Below are 20,633 nucleotides of genomic sequence, written 5' to 3'. Positions count from 1 at the left end.
CTTGGGACTGTCGCTCGCGCGACAGTTGGGGTCAGCGTAAACACCGAGCGAACGGTGAAGCCCTCGTTCGGGCTCGCGGGAAAGACCTGCGATGCTATCGGGCCAGTGCAGTCAGGCCGGGCAAATCGACGACGACGATGCCGCCATATTCGGTGCGCACGAGTCCGGCGTTCTTAAAGCGGGTCATGGCCTTGTTGCAGGTCTGGCGCGACACCGCGGCAAGGTTGGCGAGCTCTTCCTGAGAGAGCGGCAAACGTCCCGCGCCGCTTGGATTGGACAGCGGGTGCACCATGCCGACGAGCGCGCGTGCGACGAGACTGTCCGTGTCGAGCAGCCCGTGCGCGGCGACTGCGGCCATGAACCAGTGCAGACGTTCGTTCACTTGTAACAGCAGAAATTCGTTGAACGAGGGCTGATGCTCGCGAAGCCAGTTGAAGGTCGCACGCGGGATTTGCGCGACGCGGCTGTCGCGCAGCGCGATGAGATCGGACTCGCGCGGCGCGTTCCGGATCAACGTGCCTTCGCCGAACCAGCTGCCGACCGACTGTCCTCCGAGCGTGACGGTTTGTCCGTCGCGCGCGGTGATCGACCACTTGATGATTCCCTCGAGCACCCCGAACCACATGTGTTGCCGTTCGCCATGATGTCCCAGAGACTGACCGGCTGCGAGGGCGCGTTCAGATGTGTCGGCGCGTACCCGCGACCTGGCGGCTTCGTCCAGTGCAACGAACCAGGGCGACTGCGCGAGCAGACCGTCGACGGAGAGCGCGACGGTGGTGCCGACCTTTATTTGCCTGACCAATCCTTTCCCCCGAGGCCGCTCACGCTGCCGAGAACGCGAACTGTCGCCGCACCGACAGTATGGCGACGATTAAACCCGCACAATGTTTGCACTGGATACGGAGCATAAAACCGTGAGCAAAGAAACGATCTACTCTGTCGACGTTCAATTCGGCGATTGCGACCCCGCCGGTATCGTCTTCTTTCCGAACTTCTCGCGCTGGATGGACGCCGCCTCGCACGATTATTTTATACAGTGCGGCCTTCAGCCATGGCGGGAGATGGACGCATTGCCCGGCTGCGTCGGCCCGCCGCTGCTCGAATTCCACACCCGCTTCGTCACCTCCGCGACCTACGGAGAACGTCTGGAGATACATACGCGCGTCGAGGAATGGCGCGGCAAGGTTTTCATCCAGAGCCATCGCATCGTGCGCGGCGAGACGTTGATCTGCGAAGGCCGGGCGACACGCGCGCTATGCGTGAAGCAGGCCGACGGACGTCTGAAAGCCGTCCCTGTGCCCGAATTCATACGCGCGGCGTGCGAGTGAGACCGGCGCATCGCAGGTCCGCATCCTGATCTCAGGGTAAACATCAGAGTGCGCAGAAATTCTTGGAAATAGTTGGGGTACGGAGTATATTCGATACCAATGCGGTCGAGACTAAACGGAGGAAGACATCATGCAATTTCATCTCAACGGCTTTCGCACTGACGATCCGATGATCGAACCGGCTGCCGAAGGCGCTCCCCGGGTCGACATGCCCGAGGCGGTCGATGTGCTCATCGTCGGAAGCGGGCCGGCAGGGCTCGTGCTGGCCGCGCAGTTGTCGCAGTTTCCGTCGATCACGACGCGCATCGTCGAACGTCGCTCGGGGCCGTTGCTGATGGGGCAGGCAGATGGCGTCGCCTGTCGCACGGTCGAGATGTTCAACGCATTCGGGCTCAGCGAGCGTTTGCTGCGCGAAGCGTACTGGGTCAACGAGACCGCCTTCTGGAGGCCGGACGCAAACGACCGTGGCACGATCAGGCGTACCGGACGTGTTCAGGATACCGAATCAGGATTGTCGGAGTTTCCGCATGTCATCGTGAATCAGGCGCGCGTGCAGGAATACCTGCTCGATCTGATGCGCCGGTCCGCGCAACGACTCGAACCGGACTACGATCTCGAGTTCGTCGATCTGAAGCGCGACGACACCGACGAATATCCGGTGCACGTCACATTGCGCCGAACGGACGAAGCGCGGCGTGGCGAGCAAGTCTCCGTGCGCGCGCGCTATGTGGTGGGTTGCGACGGCGCCCGAAGCCCCGTGCGTACGGCGATCGGACAGACGCTGAATGGCGACGCCGCCAATCACGCATGGGGCGTGATGGATGCGCTCGCGGTCACCGATTTCCCGGACATTCGACTCAAGGTGGCGCTCCAGTCGGCGAGCAAGGGCAATCTGCTCATCATTCCGCGCGAAGGCGGCTATCTCGTGCGCTTCTACGTCGATCTCGGCGAGGTCACGCCGGAGAATCGCGACACCATCAAGCAGACCAAGGTCGAGCGCATCATCGAGACGGCGCAACGGATTCTTCATCCGTATTCGCTGGATGTCAAAGAGGTCGCGTGGTTCTCGGTATATGAAGTCGGTCAACGCCTGACCGCACGGTTCGACGACGCCGTCGCGGCTGACGGAACATCGCGTGAGCCCCGCGTGTTCATCGCGGGCGATGCCTGTCATACGCACAGCGCGAAAGCGGGCCAGGGCATGAACGTGTCGATGCAGGATGGTTTCAATCTCGGCTGGAAGCTCGGGGCGGTATTGCAAGGACGCAGCGACGCGAGCCTGTTGCGCACGTATTCCGATGAACGTCAGCCGGTCGCGCAGGAACTGATCGACTTCGACAAGGAATGGTCCGCCATGATGGCCGCTCCGCCGAAGGACCCCGAGCATCCCGAGGCCGGCGGTGTCGATCCCGCGGAGCTTCAGGCGTATTTCGTGCGTGCGGGACGATATACGGCGGGCGTGGCCACGCGTTACCGGCCGGGTGCGTTGACGGGCGAATCGACGCACCAGTCGCTCGCGAGCGGCTTCACGATCGGCACGCGCTTTCACTCGTCGCCTGTCGTTCGCATCGCCGATGCAAAGCCGATGCACCTCGGTCACGCGGCGCGCGCCGATGGCCGCTGGCGTCTGTACGCGTTCTCGGACGCGAGCGGAGTCGCGCTGGAGGCGCTTTGCGAGCATCTTGCCAAATCACCTGAATCGATCCTGCGCCTGACCACACCCGACAATGCCGATGCGGATAGTGTCTTCGATCTGCGCGCCGTGCTGCAAAAGCCGCATCGCGAAGTACAGCTCGAGGATCTGCATGCGTCGTTGTTGCCGCGCAAGGGCCGGTACGGGCTTATCGACTACGAGAAGGCATTTACGAGCGATGCATCGACTGATATCTTCGATGAGCGCGGCATCGACCGCGAACGGGGCGCGCTCGTCGTCGTCCGTCCGGACCAGTACGTCGCGCATGTGCTTCCGCTCGATGCATTCGCCGAACTGAATGCGTTCCTGCGGCCCGCTTTCCGAACCGTTTCTCTTTAGTAGAACCGCTAGCCAGTGCCGACCAAAACCGATCACCCCGATGCGCCCAGCCGGTTCACCGGCAGCCTGGTTCGCCGCGCTCAGCAGCGGCATCTGGCTGTCTGGCAGAGCGAGGTTTCCACCGAGGTCACGAGCGTCCAGTACGCGGCGCTCGAGATCCTGCAGCGAACGCCGGGCGTCAATCAGCGCCAGCTCGGGGACGAACTCGACGTGGACCGGTCGACCATCGCCGATCTCGTCGCACGCATGGTGCGCAACGAGTTGATCGAACGATCCGACGACCCCGTCGACAAGCGCAGCTATGTGCTGTTTCTCACGTCGGCGGGCAAGAAGCAGCTTTCGACGTTGCGTCCGCGTGTCGAGGAAGTGGAGCGCATCCTCACCGCGAAGCTGACTCCGGCCGAAGGACGGGAGTTGCGGCGGCTGCTGTCAGCGCTGCTCCCGCATGACGATTAATGAAGATGAACATGGATACGCAGAAAGTTCTTGTGACCGCGGGCGCCTCGGGTATCGGGCGCGAAATCGTGCGCGCCTTCGCGAACAATGGCGCGAAGGTATTCGTGATCGACGTCGATGCGAATGCATTGTCCACACTCGCCGCGGAATCTCCGAACATCGAAACCGCGGTGTGCGACATGGGCAGCCGTGCCGATATCGAGCGCGTGGTGCCGGATGCCGTTCGGGCTTTGGGCGGGCTGGACGTGCTCGTGAACAACGCGGGGATTTCAGGGCCGACGGCATCGGTTGAAAACTACGATCCCGAAGCCTGGGAAGCCGTCATGCAGATCAACCTGAACGGCACCTTCAACGTGACGCGGCTCGCCATTCCGCATCTCAAGCGGTCGCGGGCGGGCTCGATCATCGTGATGTCGTCGGTGGCGGGCCGTTTCGGTTATCCGAATCGAAGCGCGTACTCCGTCAGCAAGTGGGGCTTGATCGGATTCACGAAGACCCTTTCGCGCGAACTCGGTGAGTTCGGTGTGCGAGTCAACGCAATCCTGCCGGGCGCCGTGGCGGGCGATCGTATCGAGAAAGTTCTGTCGGGCCGCGCGCAGGTGAGCGGGCGGTCCGTGGACGAGGAACGGCGCGACGCAATGTCGATCCAGTCCTTGCAACGCTTCGTCGATCCGCGCGATATCGCGGCGTTGGCCCTCTTCCTCGCATCGGATGCGGGCAAGTCGATCTCGGGCCAGATGCTACCCGTCGATAACGACATGCAGAAGGCGTCCTGAACGTCTCAAAGCACTTCCAGACTATCCGTACCGGGACTATGGTTGTGTGGTGTCGCTGTCCCGATGCGCGGCCGTAGGCAATTCGTCGGGCAGCGTAATCTCACCGCAACGGAACGTCTCAGGGAGATCGATCATGCCGGGATTGCTGGAAACGACGACGCACACTGTCGAGCTTCTTTTGCCGGAGCTCGAAGCCATCTACAAGGATCTGCATCAGCATCCGGAACTGTCGATGCAGGAGACGCGCACCGCGGACATCGCGGCGAACTACGTTGAAAAGCTCGGGTACGACGTGACGCGCCATGTCGGCGGAACCGGGGTTGTCGCGGTGCTACGCAACGGCGACGGCCCGACCGTGATGCTGCGCGCCGACATGGATGCATTGCCGATGGCGGAAGCGACCGGGCTACCGTACACGAGCACGGTGAGGGCGAAGGACGAAGAGGGTATCGAAGTGGGCGTCGCGCACTCGTGCGGCCACGACATGCACGTGACCTGGCTGATGGGCGTGGCGCACGTGATGGCCGCGCATCGCGACGCCTGGCGCGGGACGCTGATGGCGGTGTTTCAACCCGGCGAGGAAGTCGCGCGGGGCGCCCGCAGCATGATCGACGACGGCATGTTTGACCGCTTTCCGAAGCCCGATGTGATCCTTGGCCAGCACGTCATGGTGGGCGCGGCGGGCACGGTCGGCTACCGCAGCGGCACGATACTTTCGGCCGGCGACAGTCTGAAAGTGAAGCTGTTCGGGCGCGGGTCGCACGGATCCCAGCCGCAGACATCCATCGATCCAGTCATCATGGCCGCTTCGACGACACTTCGGCTGCAGACGATCGTATCGCGCGAGATCTCGCCACGCGACAGCGCCGTATTGACCATTGGCGCACTGCAAGCGGGAACGAAAGAGAACATCATCCCCGACGACGCGACGCTCAAGCTCAATATGCGCACCTTCGACGAAGACGTGCGCGAGTACATGCTGGGCGCGATCCGCCGCATCTGCTGCGCTGAATGCGTGGCCTCCAACGCGCCGCGCGAGCCCGAGTTCACGACGCTCTCGAGCTATCCGCTCACGATCAACGACGCCGCGACGAGTGAACGCGTGCGAGAAGCATTCGAATCGCACTTCGGCGAGCACGCCTACGAAACGGACCCTGCGGCGGCGAGCGAGGACTTCAGCATTTTCGGGCGCGAATGGGCCGTGCCCTATGCGTTCTGGTTCGTCGGCGGAACGGATCCGGAGGCCTTTCGAAAGGCGCTGGAAGCAAAAAAGCTCAACGAAATTCCGAGCAACCATTCGCCCAAGTTCGCCCCTGTGATCGACCCTACGTTGCGCACGGGTCTCGAGGCCATGCTGTGCGCGGCGGGAGCGTGGCTCGAATCGCGAGATGATTCGGCGTGAACTCGCACTCGCTGTACCTCGTCCTCGACCTGATCGGGACATTCGCATTCGCCATCAGCGGGGCCGTCGCCGCTCGCCAGCGGCGGCTCGACCTGTTCGGCATCGTATCCGTCGCCTTCATGGTGGCGTGCGGCGGCGGCATCGTGCGCGACGTCTGCATTGGGGCGATACCGCCGGCAGGGCTCTCGAACTGGCGCTATCTGGCGGTATCGCTGCTCGCCTCCGCGGTTGCGATTCTCGCTTATGCGCCAGTGCGCCGCCTGCGTCAGCCGGTTCTTCTTTTCGATGCGATCGGGCTCGGCCTGTTCGCCGTGGCGGGCGCGCAAAAGACCCTGAGCTTCGGACATGGCGCGGAAGTCGCGATCCTGTTGGGCATCGTGAGCGCGGTCGGCGGCGGCGTCATGCGCGACGTCGTGCTTTCGCGGCTGCCGGCGATCCTGGATCGCGAGATCTATGCATCGGCCGCGCTCGCCGGCGCCGGCGCGCAGGTTCTTTTCTCGTATGCGCACTGGACGCAGTGGTGGACGCCGTGGTTCGCCACCTTCATATGCGTCGCGATCCGGCTCGCTTCGCTCTATTTCGGCTGGGGCCTGCCGGCGTTTCGTGGACCGCCGGCGAACGTGGTTCACGAGGAAAAATAGCCCGCCGTCGCGCTCGTCGCTCCCCTTGAATTGATACCGAAAACGCTATCAATCGAGCCGGAAATATCAATAGACATGTGAATATTGGGCAGGCCAAATTCCTATCGCCGCCTTCACTTTTTTCGCTGCGCGGCGGCACGGACGTGCGCTTCGGCTCCGACCGGAAATGGATCGGGGCGGAAGCGCTTCATCAAGGTTCGAAGAGGAAATGGCCATGGCAAGAATAGGAGTCGATGTCGGCGGCACGTTCACCGATCTGGTCCTCGAAAAGATTGACAGGAGCGATCGTGCGAGCGTGTTCGTCCACAAGGTCGCGAGCACGCCACATGACCAGTCGGTGGGCGTGCTGCGCGGCGTTCTCGAGATTTGCGAACTCGCGGGCGTGAAGCCCGCCGATGTATCGATGATCGTGCACGGCACGACCGTCGCCACCAACATCACGATCGAGCACAACGGCGCCGAAGTCGGCATGCTGACGACGCGCGGATTCCGCGACATTCTGCATATTGGCCGCCACAAGCGGCCGCACAACTTCTCGCTGCAGTTCGACGTGCCGTGGCAGTCGCATCCGCTCGTGAAGCGCCGCAACCGCATCGCGATCACCGAGCGCGTCATGCCCCCGCACGGCGAAGTCGTCGCCGAGCTGAACGAACAGGAAGTGCTCGATGCGGCGCAGGTGTTCAAGGCGCGCGGCATCGGCTCGGTGATCGTGTGTTTCCTGTACTCGTTTCTCAACGATGCGCATGAACGCCGCGCGAAGGCGCTGATCCAGTCGGTGCTGCCGGATGCCTACGTGTCGTGCTCGTCGGAAGTGGTGAACGTGATTCGCGAGTACGAGCGCTTCTCGACGACCGCGATGAACGCCTTCGTCGGTCCGAAGACTGCGCTGTACCTGAACAACCTCGAAGGCAAGCTGCGCGACGCGGGCATCCATGCGCATCTGCGCATCATGCAGTCGAACGGCGGTGTGTCCACAGTCGAGACGTGCGCGCAGCGGCCCGTGTCGATCCTCATGTCGGGGCTCGCTGGCGGCGTGATGGGCGGGCGCTGGGCGGGCGCGATGTCCGATGTGCGCGACGTGATCACGGTCGATATCGGTGGCACGTCGGCTGACTTCAGCACGATTCCCGACGGCCAGGTCAAGATCATGAATCCGCGCGATACCTACGTGGGCGCGTATCCGGTCCTCGCTCCGATGATCGACATGGCGACCATGGGCGCGGGCGGCGGCTCGATCGCGTATATCGACGAGGGCGGCGCGTTCCGCGTCGGTCCGCGCTCGGCGGGCGCGGATCCGGGGCCCGCGTGCTACGGGCGCGGCGGCGTCGAACCCACCGTCACCGATGCGCAAGTGGTCCTCGGCCGTCTCGATCCGGACCAGTTCCTCGGCGGCGGCGTGAAGATCGATCCGGAGCTTGCGCATCGGGCAATCGAGGAGAAGATCGCGCGGCCGCTCGGCATGAGCGTGAAGGAAGCGGCGCTCGGCATCATCCGCATTCTCAACTCCAACATGTCGCTCGCGATCCGCGCGAACTCGGTCGCCAAGGGCTTCGATCCACGGCGTTTCGCGCTGCTGCCGTTCGGCGGTGCGGGCCCGTTGAACGGCGTCGCGCTCGCCGAAGCGGTCAGCGCGCGCGAAGTGATCGTGCCGCCCGCGCCGGGCATCACGGCGGCCATCGGCCTGCTCGTCACCGACATGCAGTACGAATTCACGCGTTCGGTGATGACGGTGCTCGACAACGTGAAGGAAGCGGATATCGACAGGATCAACGGCGTCATCGACGAGCTCACCGCGCAATGCCGCGCGCGTCTCGAAGCGGATGGCGTGCCCGCCTATCGCCAGCAATACGTGCGCGTCGCCGAGTGCCGCTATCACGGTCAGGGCTTCGAATTGCGCGCCGACATTCCGGACGGCGCCGTGAGCCTCGCGAACGTGGACCGCATCAGGGCGAACTTTCACGCGCAGCACAAGCGCGACTACGGCTGGGCCTTCGATGACGTCGAAGTGGAAATCGTCACGGTACGCGTGATCGGCGTGGCGAAGACGCCGGCATTGCAGTGGCCGACGCTGCCGACCGGATCGACCCGTCCGGACGATCGCGCGCTCATGTTCGTGCGCCGCACGACCTTCGACGACGGCGAGACCTACGACACGCCGCGTTACGACCGCAGCGTTCTGCTCGCGGGCAACACGCTCGACGGACCCGCGATCGTCGTGCAGCGCGACTCGACCACGCTCGTGCCGCCGGGGTATCGCGCGCGCGTCGTGGCGAACGGCAACATCCATATCAACCGACAGTCGGCCTGAGGGGAGAGCAACCATGGAAAACGGACGCGTCGATCCCGTCACCTTGCAGGTGATCAGCGGGGCGCTGCATACGATCGCGGAAGAGATGGGACACGTGCTGTACCGCATGTCGTTTTCGTCGATCATTCGCGAATCGCAGGATATCGGAGCCGGGCTCTTCGATCTGGAGTTCAACACGCTGACCGAATCGGAAGGCTCGCCGCTGCATATCGGCTCGATTCCCGCGTATCTGCGCGGCATTTCGCGCTGTCTGCAAGGCGGAAAATGGGAAGAGGGCGATGTGGTCATCCACAATCACCCGTACTACGGTTCCAGTCATAGCCCGGATCTGTGCATTGTCGTGCCGGTGTTCTGGCGTGGCGAGCTCGTGGCCTTCGCGGCCAACACGGCGCATCACGTCGATATCGGCGCGGCGACGCCGGGGCTCATCATCGACATTCCGGATGTATTCGCCGAAGGCATGCTGTTCGCAGGCGTGAAGCTTTACGAGCGCGGCAGGCGCAATGACGGCCTGTGGCAGTTCATCGGCTACAACAGCCGCACCGCGCGCCAGACGAAGGACGACATCGACGCGCAGATCGCCTCGGCGCAGCTCGGCGCGCGGCGCATGCAGGAACTGCTCGAGGAGTACGGCCGCGACACCGTGTTCGGCGCGGCGAACCAACTGATGGACTACACCGAGACGATGATGCGCAATCGCATCGCCGAGATTCCCGACGGCGATTACTACGCCGAAGGCTTTCTCGACGACGACGGCCTCAATCGCGACAAGCCTCTGCCGATCAAGGTGTGCGTGAAGGTTCGCGGCGACGCCGTCGAAGTTGATCTGACCGGCTCGGCGGATCAGGTTCCGACCGGCTTCAACGTGCCGTTCGAAGGCTCGACCAAGCCGGCGTGCTACTGCGCGTTCCGCGCGCTTCTGACCGACACGGCGCTGATGGACGTGAAGCTGCCGCCGAACGAAGGCTCGTTCCGGCCGATCAGCGTGACCGCACCGGAAGGCTCGATCTTCAATCCGATCTTTCCGGCAGCGGCCGAGGCGCGCTTCACGCAGTGCAATCGCATGATCGATCTGATCATCAAGGCGCTGTCGCCGGTGTTGCCAGAACGCGTGACGGCCGGCAATTCGGCCACGTTGTCGTTCGCCGCGTACTCGGGCATCCGGTCCTCCGGCGACTACTGGGTCTTCCTCGAAGTCAACGAAGGGGCATACGGCGGGCGTCCCGCATCGGACGGGCCTGATTCGATCGACAACCTGATGGCCAACACGCGCAACAACCCGATCGAGGACCTCGGCATGCATCTGCCGATGGTGTGCGACCGTTACGAACTGCGCGATGACGTCGCGCCCGGAGCCGGCAGGTATCGCGGCGGCATCGGCGTGGTGAAGACTCAGCGACTGCTCGAAGGCGGCACCGTTACGCACGAATCGGAGCGGCATCAGGACGTGCCGTGGGGCGCGTTCGGCGGCCATGAGGGGCAGGTGGGCAAGGTCGAGATCGTCGCCCCCGACGGCAGCGTCACGCCGATGCCGGCGAAGTTCTCCAGCGTGGCGCTCAAGGCGGGCGAGGCAATGGCCTACTACGCGCCGTGCGGCGGCGGCTACGGCGATCCGCTCGAGCGGCCCGCGCCGCAGGTCCTCGACGACGTGCTCGACGACTTCTGCACGATCGAGCACGCGCGCGATGCGTATGGCGTCGTGATCACCTCCGGCATGACGCTCGATCTCGCGGCGACCGAGGCGCTGCGCGCAAAGCTTCGTCGCTGACGCGTCAAATCGCGAGCCGGACTCCGCTCCGGCTCGCATCCGAAATTCCCTTCAGCGTTTTTGTTCCGAATATTTAGCCATGCGTATCAAGGTTTATGCCTCGATGCGTGCGACGGCGCGCGCCTGCGCGTCAGGAGATCGATCATGAAACGAGAAGAAGCCGTATCGAAGACATTCTGGACACCGCCGCCCGTCGATGCGCGCGACGTCAGCCGGGCAAGCTGGACCGCATTCCTTGCGTGGGTATTCGCGGTGTACGACTTCATCCTGTTCGGGACATTGCTGCCCGAAATCGGTCTGCACTATCAATGGAGCGAAGCGCAGCAGGCGGAGATCGCGACGCTCGTCGCCATTGGCTCGGCTGTGGTGGCGTTCTTCGTCGGTCCGGTGGTCGATCGCTTCGGACGTCGCACCGGCATGATCGCGACGGTCGCGGGCGCGGCGCTTTGCTCCGGGCTCACGGCGGCGGCGGGCAACGCGGGTCAGACGGTGCTGGTGCTCGTGCGCTCGCTCGCGGGTCTCGGCTATGCGGAGCAGACCGTCAACGCGACCTATCTGAACGAGATGTACGCGGCGCTCGACGACCCGCGCATGCAACGCCGCAAAGGCTTTTTCTTCAGTCTAGTGCAGGGCGGCTGGCCGATCGGCGCGCTGGTTGCGGCGGGCCTGACGGCGGTGCTGCTGCCGCTGGTCGGCTGGCAGGGCTGCTTCATCTTCGCGGCATTTCCGGCCATCGCCATCCTGTTCATGACGCGGCGGCTCAAGGAGAGCCCGCAATTCCTGCTGCACCGGCGCATCGTGGAGACGGCGCGGGCCGGAGACAACGCGCAGGCGCGCGATCTCGCGCACGCGCACGGCATCGAACTCGAGCATGCGGGCGGCGGCATCGGCGCGGCGTTCCGCGGTCGCGAACTGCGCACGACGGTTGTGCTAGGTCTCGCCTTCATGCTGAACTGGTCGACGATTCAGGTCTTCAGCGTGCTGGGCACGACGGTCATCACCAAGGTTCATGCGCTGTCCTTCCAGAGCTCGCTCGTCGTGCTGGTGCTCTCGAATGTCGTCGGCTATGCGGGGTATGTCGTGCATGGCTTTATCGGCGACCGGCTCGGGCGGCGCAATACCATCGTCGGCGGATGGACGCTCGGCGCGCTCTCGTTTCTCGCGATGCTTTATGCGCCCAGCGACTTCGGCGTGGTGGTCGCGTTCTACAGCCTGGGCCTGTTCTTTCTGATCGGGCCGTATGCGGCTGCGCTGTTCTTCATCGGCGAAAGCTATCCGACTTCGATCCGCGCGACGGGCGGCGCGATCGTCACGGCCATGGGACCGATCGGCGCGGTCATCGCGAGCGCGGGCGTCACCGCGTTGCTCGCGCACGGTGCGTCGTGGAAGGAAGGCGCGCTGTATTTCGGCGCGCTGCCATGCTTTGCATCCGCATTGCTCATGATCTTCGCGCGCAAGGGCGGCGAGGTGGCGGAGAAATGAAGCGAACGAGCGCGATGACAAAAATATCCGCTGCGCTCGTCGTATCGTTTCAGGCGCTCGCGGCGCACGCGCAGTCGTCGGTCCAGTTGTACGGGCTCGTCGATGCATGGGCGGGTTCGTCGAAGCCGCTTGGCAGCGGGCAGGCGTGGACGGTGGGCGGCGGCGGCATGTCGACGTCCTACTGGGGCATGCGCGGCAACGAGGATCTCGGCGGCGGCTGGCGCGCGACCTTCGTGCTGGAGGACTTCTTCCGGCCGCAGAACGGCCGCGCGGGCAGCTATGACGGCGAGCCGTTCTTCGGACGCAGCGCGTATGTGGGCGTGGGCGGGCCGTATGGGACGGTGCACCTCGGCCGCATCGTCACGCCGTATTTCGTGACGGCGGTTCTGTTCAATCCGTTCATCGACTCATACACGTTCTCGCCCACGGTGCTGCATACCTATCTCGGGGTGAACGGGCAGGGGCTCGTCGGCGGATATGCGTGGAATAACGCCGTGCTGTATCGCACGCCAGTGCTCTCGGGTTTCAACGCCGACGTGATCTATGCGCTCGGCAATCAGGCGGGCGACGGCAATGCGCACAAGTGGGGCGGGTCGGCTTCCTATTCGGGCGGGCCGTTCTCGGTCAGCGTCGCGTTCCAGAGTCAGCCCTTCGATACGACACCGGGCGATCTCGAAGCGATCGCGCCGGGCTACACGCGGCAGACCGCCGTGATGGCCGCGCTGCTGTGCGATCTGAACGTGGTGCGGCTGTACGGTCAGTATCAGCGCATATCGAACGACATCAGCGGTGCGGATACGACCGTCAACGGCGTGCAGCTCGGGCTGGCGGTGCCCATCGGCGACGGCAAGGCGCTTGCGTCGTACATGCATTCGAAGTCGTCGGGGGCGTCGCAGGCCAGCCGCAGCACCTTCGCGGTCGGTTTCGACTACAACCTGTCGCGACGAACCGATGTGTACGCGGCGGTGCTCGCGGACCGGGCGAGCGCGCTGACGTCGGGCGTGACATACGGCGTGGGAATTCGCAGCCGGTTTTGAGCTTCATCGACGCATGACGTCGCGGCCCGGGCATGCCCCGGGCTTTTTTCACAGGCGCCGAAGGCATTTCCGATTAATAGCAATAGCGGTAATAAACGTGGCAAAACTGTAATTGGACTCGCAATAATGTCGAACCTATAGTTCTTCTGCCGACACACATGGCACAAGCGTCCCAGAGAAACTTTCGGAGATTGAAGAGATGAACGCAGGATTGAACGATATGTTGGCGAAAGCCTTTGCAGAAGCCACCGAACTGTATCAGCAGCGCGGCTTTCAGCGGCGCGTCGGGTTCGGCAAGAAGCCGGCGCTGGTCAACGTCGATCTCGCGAACGCGTGGACCCGGCCGGGCAACCCTTTTACGTGCGAGCACATCGACGACCAGATCATCCCCGGCGTGCAGCGCCTGCTCGCGGCGTGCCGCGAGAACGGTCATCCGGTCATTCACGTGACGACCTGCTATCAGGTCACCGATCGCAAGGACCCGCATACCGACATGGGCCTCTGGCACAACAAGATTCCCGTCGATGTGGTCGCGCAATCGGATGAGAACCTCTGGGCGATCGACTCGCGCATTGCGCCGATCGAAGGCGAGCAGGTGCTGATCAAGAAGCGCGCGAGCTCGTTCCATGGCACCTATCTCGCGGGCTTTCTGCGCGCGGCGGGCGTCGACACGATTCTCGTCACGGGCGTCACGGCTTCCGCCTGCGTGCGCACGACGCTTTGCGACGGGCTCGCCGAAGGCTTCCGCACGATCGCCGTGCGCGAGTGTATCGGCGACCGTGTGCCGGGTGCTGTCGAATGGAACCTCTTCGACATCGATGCGAAGTTCGCGGATGTCGAATCGGTCGATCGCTGCGTCGACTATCTGCAGTCGGTGAAGGGTTGAGTGCGCGCGGGCCGGTGAGCGGCTCGCGACATTCCGGGCACCGGTAAGATAGAGCACTCGCCCGGAACGCGATGACGCTGCGTCCGGTCCGCCCGACGCCAGGAGACCACGACGCGACATGCGTATCGACGTTCATCACATCCGCGCCTTTCTGGCGGTCGCGGACGCCCTCCAGTTCAGCACCGCCGCCGAGCGCCTGCACATGACGCAGCCAGCGCTGAGCCGCATCATCAAGGCGCTCGAAGAGTCGGTCGGCGCGGCGCTGCTCGCACGCACGACGCGCCGCGTCGAACTGACGAACGCGGGCCGCGTTTTCGCCGAGCATTGCCAGCTCGCGCTCACGCACATCGATCAGGCGGTCACGCTCGCGCGGCGCGCGGAGGCGGGCAACATCGGGAACCTGCGCATCGCCTACATGGACTTCGCGATCAACGGCGCATTGCCCGCCATCATCGAGGCGTTCGGCAAGAAGTTTCCGTCGATCAGTATCGATCTCGTGCACATGCCCAGCACGATGCAGAAGGAGGCGATGCTCGATTCGACCATCGACGTCGGCTTCATGATCGGACCGTTCGCCGCGCCGGGCGTCGAGACGCGGATTTTCGGCCGCGAGCCGATGGTCGCGCTGCTTCCCGCCGCGCATCCGCTGGCGGAGAAGAAGACGCTGCGGCTCGCGGATCTCGCCGACGAACGCTTCGTGCTCGGGACGCCGCATTCGTGGGAGGCGTTTCGCCATCATTTTTTCTCGATCTGCCATCGCGTGGGATTTTCGCCGTCGATTGCGCAGGAGGCGTCGACCAGCGACGGCATCATCGGGCTGGTCGCGGCGAATACCGGCGTGAGCGTCTATCCGGAATGCATCCGGAACATCCAGCGGAGCGGCTTGTGCGTGCGCCCGCTCGCGGACAAGGACACCGAGATCGAGATGATCGCCTGCTGGCGCGCGGATACCCGCAATCCTTCGGTCGAGACTTTCGTTGGCGAGTTGCATGCGGCGGTCCGCCAGCGGAGCGGGGGCCGGCAGGTGCAGCCCTGAGAACGTGTGGCTATCCTTGATGACAAGAAAACGGTCGTTCGAGATCGTAGTCGGGCCGGGACCGCGAGGTGTCAAGCGACTACGGCGTGCTTCGGAAAGCCGATCTCGCGGCGTCTTCAACCGCACCGTTATGTTGCTTTCCGAACATTGTCTGGCGAACAGCCTCGCAAACCTGGCGCGCGTTGACTAGATTCTGCAGATCAGGAGAATCGGGCGGCTGAAAGACCGCAACTCGCACATCTCTTGAATTGCGAGGCTGCCATGGATCAACAGGCTCAAGCAGGCCCGAACAACTTCGATGAACTGATATTCAAGCGCGAACTCAACGAGGTTTTTCTGCTCCTGGATTTCGTCTCCGGCAAGGCGGACACGCATATCTGGAAGCTCGATGTCGATGTTCCCGTCGAAGCGGATCTCCTGAAGCAACAGCAAGCCGGCGCCACATCGTCCCAGGTTCCGCTCCCGAAGGAAACGCCGTTCAACATCTATCTGCGCATCTCGACGATGCGCTATCCGCCGGTCCAGTCGTCCACCATCAAGGCATACGATGCAACGCTTCTTCTTTACGTGAAGGATCGGCTCAACTCGTTTGCGTTTCCCGCGCGTGGCGCGACCATCGCCTATACGTACATGTATCTCGCGGAGGGCGTGCCGCTCGAACTCGAGGAAGCCACGGGCACCAAGTCCGGCGAACCGAGACAGACGAAGTCCACGGTCGCCTCGGTGGCTTATCCGGGATTGGCGAAGAGCGCGATGCGACTCCGGAACAAGCGGATCGGGATTACCTTCGCCGGCATCGCGGCGTTTATTCTCGCGATGTGCCTGCTGTGCTGGACGGTGTATGGCTCGATGATCCTCAAGAGGTTCGAGGACGATCGTAAAAGCGCACTGGATATCGAAAAGAGCGTGTATGCGCAGGTCGCGACCGATTCGTCCGCCGCGACCGGAAACAAGAAGGTGAAGGGCGACATCGCGCTTGTCTGTTGCTGGAACTCGATCGACGATCTCACCTCGGCGGCGAGGGCGCTCTGCGGTACGTGGTCGTACTATCAATCGCGCTACGACAAGGCCATTGCCGATGCCGGCGCCTTCGCCGAGGAATCCCGATTTCTGACCGCCCCTTTCGCGACGGCGACGGTTCGCCCCTACGTCGCGAAATCCGCATGTCCCGCGCAAGCCGACGGGAAGACGAAGCAGATCGGCAATGCCTCGGGCAATACACCCGGCGCGCAATCCGCGAGCGCGGCGAACGCGGGCGCCGCTGCTGCCAATGGTACGAGTCAGACCGCGGCAGTCGCAGTCGCAGCCGCGAGCGTCACCGCGGCATCCGAAGACGTGGTGCGATTCCGGCAAGAGGACATGCAATCCATCGGGCTCGTCATTTCAGTCTATTCGACCTATGTGCTGCCGATCTGCTTCGGTTTCGTTGGAACCGTCGCTTCGTATTTGCGAAGCATCGGGAGCAAGACGCTGACGAGCACGCTCGGACCGCGAGACGAAAGTCTCGCCTATGTGCGCCTGCTGCTCGGCGCCATCGCGGGTATCGCGGTCGGACTCTTTTACGACCCGACGAACGCGGCGCAACAGATTTCGTCGGGATCGGGCGTCATGACGCTGTCCGCGTCCGGCATCGCGTTTCTGGCGGGATATGCCGCAGACGCGTTCTTCGTGTTTCTCGATGCGATCAGCGAACGCATCTTCAATCTGGGCTCGGGCGGACCGGCGAAATGAAGCGCAATTCGGGCACGCAAGTCATCGGCTGCGACGCGGGCTGCTGAACAGATCGTCGGCGACGGGTACGATCGCCAGCAAAAGCAGAAACGCAGCGAGCGGCACGGTTGCGACGAAGCCGAATTGCTTGAACGAGATTGCGCCCGCCAGGCCGCCGAGCAGAAACATCGCCAGCATGGAGGCCAGCAGGCCGAGCCGCCGGACGTCCGCGCCGATATAACCCGATTCCGTCGACGATACGCCCCGGTTCCAGTACAGCCCTTTGCCGATCTCGATACCGAGGTCCGTGACAAGTCCCGTGACATGCGTCGTGCGGATCTCGGCTTTCGAGATCTTGGTGATCATCGCGTTCTGCAGGCCCATCACGTAACAGAGCAGCGTCACCGTCGCCGGAACGAACAGCAGCCGCTGGTGCTCGAGGTTTGCGCCGAGCACACCGAAACACAGCAGCAACAGCCCTTCGACGGCGAGCGGCACGGCGTACACGCTGTGCGTGCCTCTGCGGCGACCCCAGTTGATCAGAATGGCCGAACTCGCCGCGCCGGCGAGAAACGCGAAGATCGCGCTCGCGGCCGCAAGGACGAGCGGAAGGTTGCCGAGCACGAGGCTGTCGGCCAGCGACGACACCATGCCCGACATGTGCGACGTGTACTGGCCGATCGCGAGAAAGCCGCCCGCGTTCGCCGCCCCCGCGACGCCCGCCAGGGCGATGCCGAGCCGCCGGTTGGCGGTGTCGGTGCGAGCGGCCGAAGTGAAGTCGCGAAGGTAATTGACGGGCACGTGACGTATCCGGGAAGCGGGGGATTCGCACGATGCTACAGTCAATTTCCGCTTATCTCGATATTGTCGCGCGTCGTCTGCTGCGATGATTTGTCGCAGTCACGGCGCGGTTTCCGGGTTGCGCCGGAAACCGCGCCGTGCCCGATTCATCGCTCAGTCGTGATAGTGACGCTTGTGATGCTTGCCGTGGCCGTGGTAGCCGCGACCGTAGACGTCCGCATACGAGTTGGAGCGCGAGACATTGCCGCCCAGCGCCGCACCGGCGCCGCCGCCCAGCGCCGCGCCGACCAGGCCGCCGCCGCGGCCGCCCATGGCATTGCCTGCCGCCGTGCCCGCGCCGCCGCCCAGCGCGCCGCCGATGATGGCGCCCGTGCGCTCCCGACGGTTCGACGTGACCGCGCCGCCAGCGCCGCCACCGACCGCGCCGCCGAGCACCGCGCCCGTGCTGCCGCCTACGGCACCGCCCAGCGCCGCGCCGGCGACACCGCCGAGCGCGCCGCCGAGCGCATTGTTCATGTCGCCAGCCATGGCCGGCGCCGCCGCCGCAGCCGTGAGCGCTGCGATAGCTACAAACTGAAGGATTCGCTTTGACATAGTTCGGACGATTATTTTTGAGACGGCGCGAGTATAACCGCGCGATCGAAAGGCTTTCGTAACTCCGCCCGCTGACAGCGGTAAGACGTGTAACAAAATCCGCTCCGCACGATCCCGAAACCGCCAGATCGGCGGCCGATTCCAGGGTCCGTGAAACGCGATCGATATAATCGAGGTCTCTTTCAACGAGGATCCATACATGAAAGCAGTCGTCGCTTTGCTCGCCGCTTCGGCCATCGCATCTACGGCGTTCGCCGCCAATACCATCGAGAAGCTGCCGTCGGGCGTGGTGGTCGAGCACATCAAGCAAGGCACCGGTGCCCAGCCCACCGCCGATGATGTGGTGCGCGTGAACTATCGAGGCACGCTCGCGAACGGGACGGAGTTCGATAGTTCGGACAAGCACGGCGGCCCCGCGACCTTCCCGCTGGGCCGCGTGATTCCATGCTGGACGCAAGGCGTGGCGAAGATGAAAGTTGGCGGCAAGGCGAAGCTGACGTGTCCGGCCGCCACCGCTTACGGCGATCGCGGCGTCGGCGTGATTCCGCCGAACAGCGATCTCACGTTCGAAGTCGAATTGCTCGGCATCGGCAAGTGATCGACGGCGACAGATAGCAGAATGGGGATATGAGAAAGCAGCCATATCGGCTGCTTTCGATCGAACAGCGGTGAGGTTCCGGTCCCGGTTGCACCCGGCTCATACTTCACTACGCTTCAACAGATAGTCGAGACCGCCGACTCGATACCATCGATAACCGTATGGCTCCAGCACCACCGCGTGTTGTCCGGCGGCATTGGCCTGACTGTGATCATCGGAAAGCAGATTGACGAGCAAGTCAATCTCGCCCGACACCGTTCCCACCTTGAACCTGACCGTGCATGCCGCGGCGCCGAAGTTGTGCAGGCAGACAACCGAGTTGTTGCGCCAGTCGTAGCGCAGCGCGAGGACATCCTCACGCGATGCGCGCAGGATTTCGAAATCGCCCCAGCTTATTTCCGGCACTTCCTTGCGCATGCGAATCATGCGCTCGATCCAGTTCAGCAGCGAATTCGGATCGCGGCGCTGGCTCGCGACGTTCACGCGTTCGTAGCCGTAGGGGCCGCCCGATATCACCGGGCGAACCGGACGGGAATTCTTGGTGAAACCCGCATTCGGCTCGGTGGACCACTGCATTGGCGTGCGGACGCTTTCGCGTTCGGGCAGGCGCAAGTCGTCGCCCATGCCGATTTCGTCGCCGTAACGCACGACGGGTGTTCCTGGCAGCGTCAACATCACGCTGTAGGCGAGTTCGAGCCGGCGGCGGTCGCCGTCGAGCATGGGCGCCAGGCGTCGGCGAATGCCGCGTTCATAGAGCTGCATGTCGGGCTCGGGGGCGAACGCCGCGAACACGGTTTCACGTTGTTGCGGCGAGAGCCGGCCGAGGTCGAGCTCGTCGTGATTTCTCAGAAACACGCCCCACTGTGCGGTGGCCGCGCGTGACTTCGTCGCCTTGAGCGCTTTCTTGAGCGGGTTCGTGTGGGCGCTCGCGAGCGCATAGAACGTGTTTTGATTGACCTGGAAGTTGAACATCATCTGGAGGCGTTCGCCGGCGTCGCCGAAGTACTTCATGTCCGTGTCGGGAAGCACGTTCGCCTCGGCGAGGATGATCGCGTCGCCTTCGCGCCACTGCAGGAACTCGCGGAACATGCGCAACATGTCGTACTGCTCGACGGGCTTCTTCACCTGCGCGCCCTTGGTGGCGATGACGAACGGCACCGCATCCATGCGAAACCCCGAGACGCCGAGCTGGATCCAGAAGCCCATGATCTTGAGCAACTCGGCCTGCACGTATGGGTTCGCGGTGTTCAGGTCGGGCTGGAAATCGTAGAAGCGATGGAAGTACCACATCGCCGCTTCCTTGTCGTAGGTCCATGTCGATTTCTGCACGCCGGGGAAAACGACGCCGTCCTTCGCATTGGCGGGTTTTTTCTTCGACCAGACGTACCAGTCGCGATACCTGGATTGCGGATCGCGTCGCGCTTCCCTGAACCACGGATGCTGGTCCGACGTATGGTTCACGACGAGATCGATCATCACGCGCAGTCCGCGCTGACGGCACGCATGGGTGAATTCGGTGAAATCCCCGAGCGTGCCGTAAGAGGGATCGACGTTGTAGTAGTCGGAGATGTCGTAGCCGTTGTCGCGACCCGGCGATGGCTGGAACGGCATCAGCCAGATGGTGCTGATTCCGAGCCCCTGAAGATAATCGAGCCGACGCAGCAAGCCCTGGAAGTCGCCGATGCCATCGCCGTTCGCGTCGGCGGTTTCAAGGTTGAAGCGCAACGGCGGATTTAATGTTTAGAGCCCATGAGGTTGAGCTGCGGAAGCGAGTGTGG

18 protein-coding genes are annotated in these 20,633 nt (G+C 63.6%); 14 read left to right on the top strand and 4 right to left on the bottom strand.

Annotated elements, in window-relative coordinates:
* Positions 1-94: 94 nt before the first annotated feature.
* Positions 95-802: a Crp/Fnr family transcriptional regulator gene (locus tag AWB79_RS27455; protein WP_061170606.1), complete on the bottom strand. Its 708-nt coding sequence runs from the start codon at positions 800-802 to the stop codon at positions 95-97.
* A 112-nt stretch (positions 803-914) separates the two neighbouring features.
* Here AWB79_RS27455 and AWB79_RS27450 point away from each other — a divergent pair, with 112 nt between their 5' ends.
* The 13 genes from AWB79_RS27450 to AWB79_RS27390 all read left to right on the top strand — a co-directional run bounded on the left by AWB79_RS27450 (position 915) and on the right by AWB79_RS27390 (position 16,883).
* Complete coding sequence (locus AWB79_RS27450) at positions 915-1,328, top strand: acyl-CoA thioesterase (protein WP_061170694.1); 414 nt, start codon at positions 915-917, stop codon at positions 1,326-1,328.
* Positions 1,329-1,458: 130 nt separating this feature from the next.
* Entirely contained in the window at positions 1,459-3,360 is a 1,902-nt protein-coding gene (locus tag AWB79_RS27445) for an FAD-binding monooxygenase (protein WP_061170605.1), read from the top strand.
* 15 nt (positions 3,361-3,375) lie between these two features.
* Complete coding sequence (locus tag AWB79_RS27440) at positions 3,376-3,816, top strand: MarR family winged helix-turn-helix transcriptional regulator (RefSeq protein ID WP_061170604.1); 441 nt, start codon at positions 3,376-3,378, stop codon at positions 3,814-3,816.
* A gap of 11 nt (positions 3,817-3,827) precedes the next feature.
* Positions 3,828-4,592 carry an SDR family oxidoreductase gene (locus tag AWB79_RS27435; protein ID WP_061170693.1) on the top strand — a complete coding sequence of 255 codons (765 nt, stop codon included), beginning with the start codon at positions 3,828-3,830 and terminating at the stop codon, positions 4,590-4,592.
* Between the two features lie 133 nt (positions 4,593-4,725).
* Entirely contained in the window at positions 4,726-5,994 is a 1,269-nt protein-coding gene (locus tag AWB79_RS27430; RefSeq protein ID WP_061170603.1) for a M20 family metallopeptidase, read from the top strand.
* Complete coding sequence (locus AWB79_RS27425) at positions 5,991-6,635, top strand: trimeric intracellular cation channel family protein (protein ID WP_061170602.1); 645 nt, start codon at positions 5,991-5,993, stop codon at positions 6,633-6,635. The genes AWB79_RS27430 and AWB79_RS27425 overlap by 4 nt, the downstream gene beginning before the upstream one ends.
* A gap of 214 nt (positions 6,636-6,849) precedes the next feature.
* A complete protein-coding gene (locus AWB79_RS27420) occupies positions 6,850-8,943 on the top strand; it encodes a hydantoinase/oxoprolinase family protein (protein ID WP_061170601.1) in 2,094 nt (697 codons plus the stop codon).
* 13 nt (positions 8,944-8,956) lie between these two features.
* Positions 8,957-10,711, top strand: coding sequence for a hydantoinase B/oxoprolinase family protein (locus AWB79_RS27415; RefSeq protein ID WP_061170600.1), 1,755 nt, complete (start codon positions 8,957-8,959; stop codon positions 10,709-10,711).
* Between the two features lie 144 nt (positions 10,712-10,855).
* The gene (locus AWB79_RS27410; protein WP_061170599.1) at positions 10,856-12,193 is read left to right on the top strand and encodes an MFS transporter; all 1,338 of its coding nucleotides are present in this window, start codon (positions 10,856-10,858) and stop codon (positions 12,191-12,193) included.
* A gap of 14 nt (positions 12,194-12,207) precedes the next feature.
* The gene (locus AWB79_RS27405; RefSeq protein WP_232471045.1) at positions 12,208-13,230 is read left to right on the top strand and encodes a porin; all 1,023 of its coding nucleotides are present in this window, start codon (positions 12,208-12,210) and stop codon (positions 13,228-13,230) included.
* A 199-nt stretch (positions 13,231-13,429) separates the two neighbouring features.
* Positions 13,430-14,116 (top strand): isochorismatase family protein, encoded by a 687-nt coding sequence (locus AWB79_RS27400; RefSeq protein WP_061170597.1) that lies wholly within the window; start codon positions 13,430-13,432, stop codon positions 14,114-14,116.
* A gap of 118 nt (positions 14,117-14,234) precedes the next feature.
* On the top strand, positions 14,235-15,152 hold the full coding sequence (locus tag AWB79_RS27395; RefSeq protein WP_061170596.1) for a LysR family transcriptional regulator: 918 nt from the start codon (positions 14,235-14,237) through the stop codon (positions 15,150-15,152).
* Between the two features lie 261 nt (positions 15,153-15,413).
* Positions 15,414-16,883: a hypothetical protein gene (locus AWB79_RS27390; RefSeq protein WP_061170595.1), complete on the top strand. Its 1,470-nt coding sequence runs from the start codon at positions 15,414-15,416 to the stop codon at positions 16,881-16,883.
* 21 nt (positions 16,884-16,904) lie between these two features.
* On the opposite strand, the gene AWB79_RS27385 is transcribed toward AWB79_RS27390, so the two are convergent.
* Positions 16,905-17,663, bottom strand: coding sequence for a YoaK family protein (locus tag AWB79_RS27385; RefSeq protein WP_061170594.1), 759 nt, complete (start codon positions 17,661-17,663; stop codon positions 16,905-16,907).
* Between the two features lie 153 nt (positions 17,664-17,816).
* Entirely contained in the window at positions 17,817-18,257 is a 441-nt protein-coding gene (locus AWB79_RS27380) for a hypothetical protein (RefSeq protein ID WP_061170593.1), read from the bottom strand.
* A 199-nt stretch (positions 18,258-18,456) separates the two neighbouring features.
* On the opposite strand from AWB79_RS27380, the gene AWB79_RS27375 reads away from it, so the two are divergent.
* A complete protein-coding gene (locus AWB79_RS27375) occupies positions 18,457-18,855 on the top strand; it encodes an FKBP-type peptidyl-prolyl cis-trans isomerase (protein WP_061170592.1) in 399 nt (132 codons plus the stop codon).
* Positions 18,856-18,954: 99 nt separating this feature from the next.
* Here the strand turns inward: AWB79_RS27375 and AWB79_RS27370 are convergent, their stop codons facing one another.
* Entirely contained in the window at positions 18,955-20,580 is a 1,626-nt protein-coding gene (locus AWB79_RS27370; RefSeq protein ID WP_061170591.1) for an alpha-amylase family protein, read from the bottom strand.
* Positions 20,581-20,633: the final 53 nt, after the last annotated feature.

The sequence above is a fragment of the Caballeronia hypogeia genome (genome assembly GCF_001544875.2).
Classification (GTDB): Bacteria; Pseudomonadota; Gammaproteobacteria; order Burkholderiales; family Burkholderiaceae; genus Caballeronia; species Caballeronia hypogeia.
The sequence above is the reverse complement of the archived record's forward strand: the minus strand, read 5'-3'. Positions and strand labels throughout refer to the sequence as shown.

Bases quoted from the DNA above. Each gene is read 5' to 3' on its own strand.
- AWB79_RS27390 (WP_061170595.1), top strand. From the start codon at position 15,414: ATGGATCAACAGGCTCAAGCAGGCCCGAACAACTTCGATGAACTGATA.
- AWB79_RS27435 (WP_061170693.1), top strand. From the start codon at position 3,828: ATGGATACGCAGAAAGTTCTTGTGACCGCGGGCGCCTCGGGTATCGGG.
- AWB79_RS27405 (WP_232471045.1), top strand. From the start codon at position 12,208: ATGACAAAAATATCCGCTGCGCTCGTCGTATCGTTTCAGGCGCTCGCG.
- AWB79_RS27410 (WP_061170599.1), top strand. From the start codon at position 10,856: ATGAAACGAGAAGAAGCCGTATCGAAGACATTCTGGACACCGCCGCCC.
- AWB79_RS27415 (WP_061170600.1), top strand. From the start codon at position 8,957: ATGGAAAACGGACGCGTCGATCCCGTCACCTTGCAGGTGATCAGCGGG.
- AWB79_RS27430 (WP_061170603.1), top strand. From the start codon at position 4,726: ATGCCGGGATTGCTGGAAACGACGACGCACACTGTCGAGCTTCTTTTG.
- AWB79_RS27375 (WP_061170592.1), top strand. From the start codon at position 18,457: ATGAAAGCAGTCGTCGCTTTGCTCGCCGCTTCGGCCATCGCATCTACG.
- AWB79_RS27380 (WP_061170593.1), bottom strand. From the start codon at position 18,257: ATGTCAAAGCGAATCCTTCAGTTTGTAGCTATCGCAGCGCTCACGGCT.
- AWB79_RS27400 (WP_061170597.1), top strand. From the start codon at position 13,430: ATGAACGCAGGATTGAACGATATGTTGGCGAAAGCCTTTGCAGAAGCC.
- AWB79_RS27420 (WP_061170601.1), top strand. From the start codon at position 6,850: ATGGCAAGAATAGGAGTCGATGTCGGCGGCACGTTCACCGATCTGGTC.
- AWB79_RS27445 (WP_061170605.1), top strand. From the start codon at position 1,459: ATGCAATTTCATCTCAACGGCTTTCGCACTGACGATCCGATGATCGAA.
- AWB79_RS27395 (WP_061170596.1), top strand. From the start codon at position 14,235: ATGCGTATCGACGTTCATCACATCCGCGCCTTTCTGGCGGTCGCGGAC.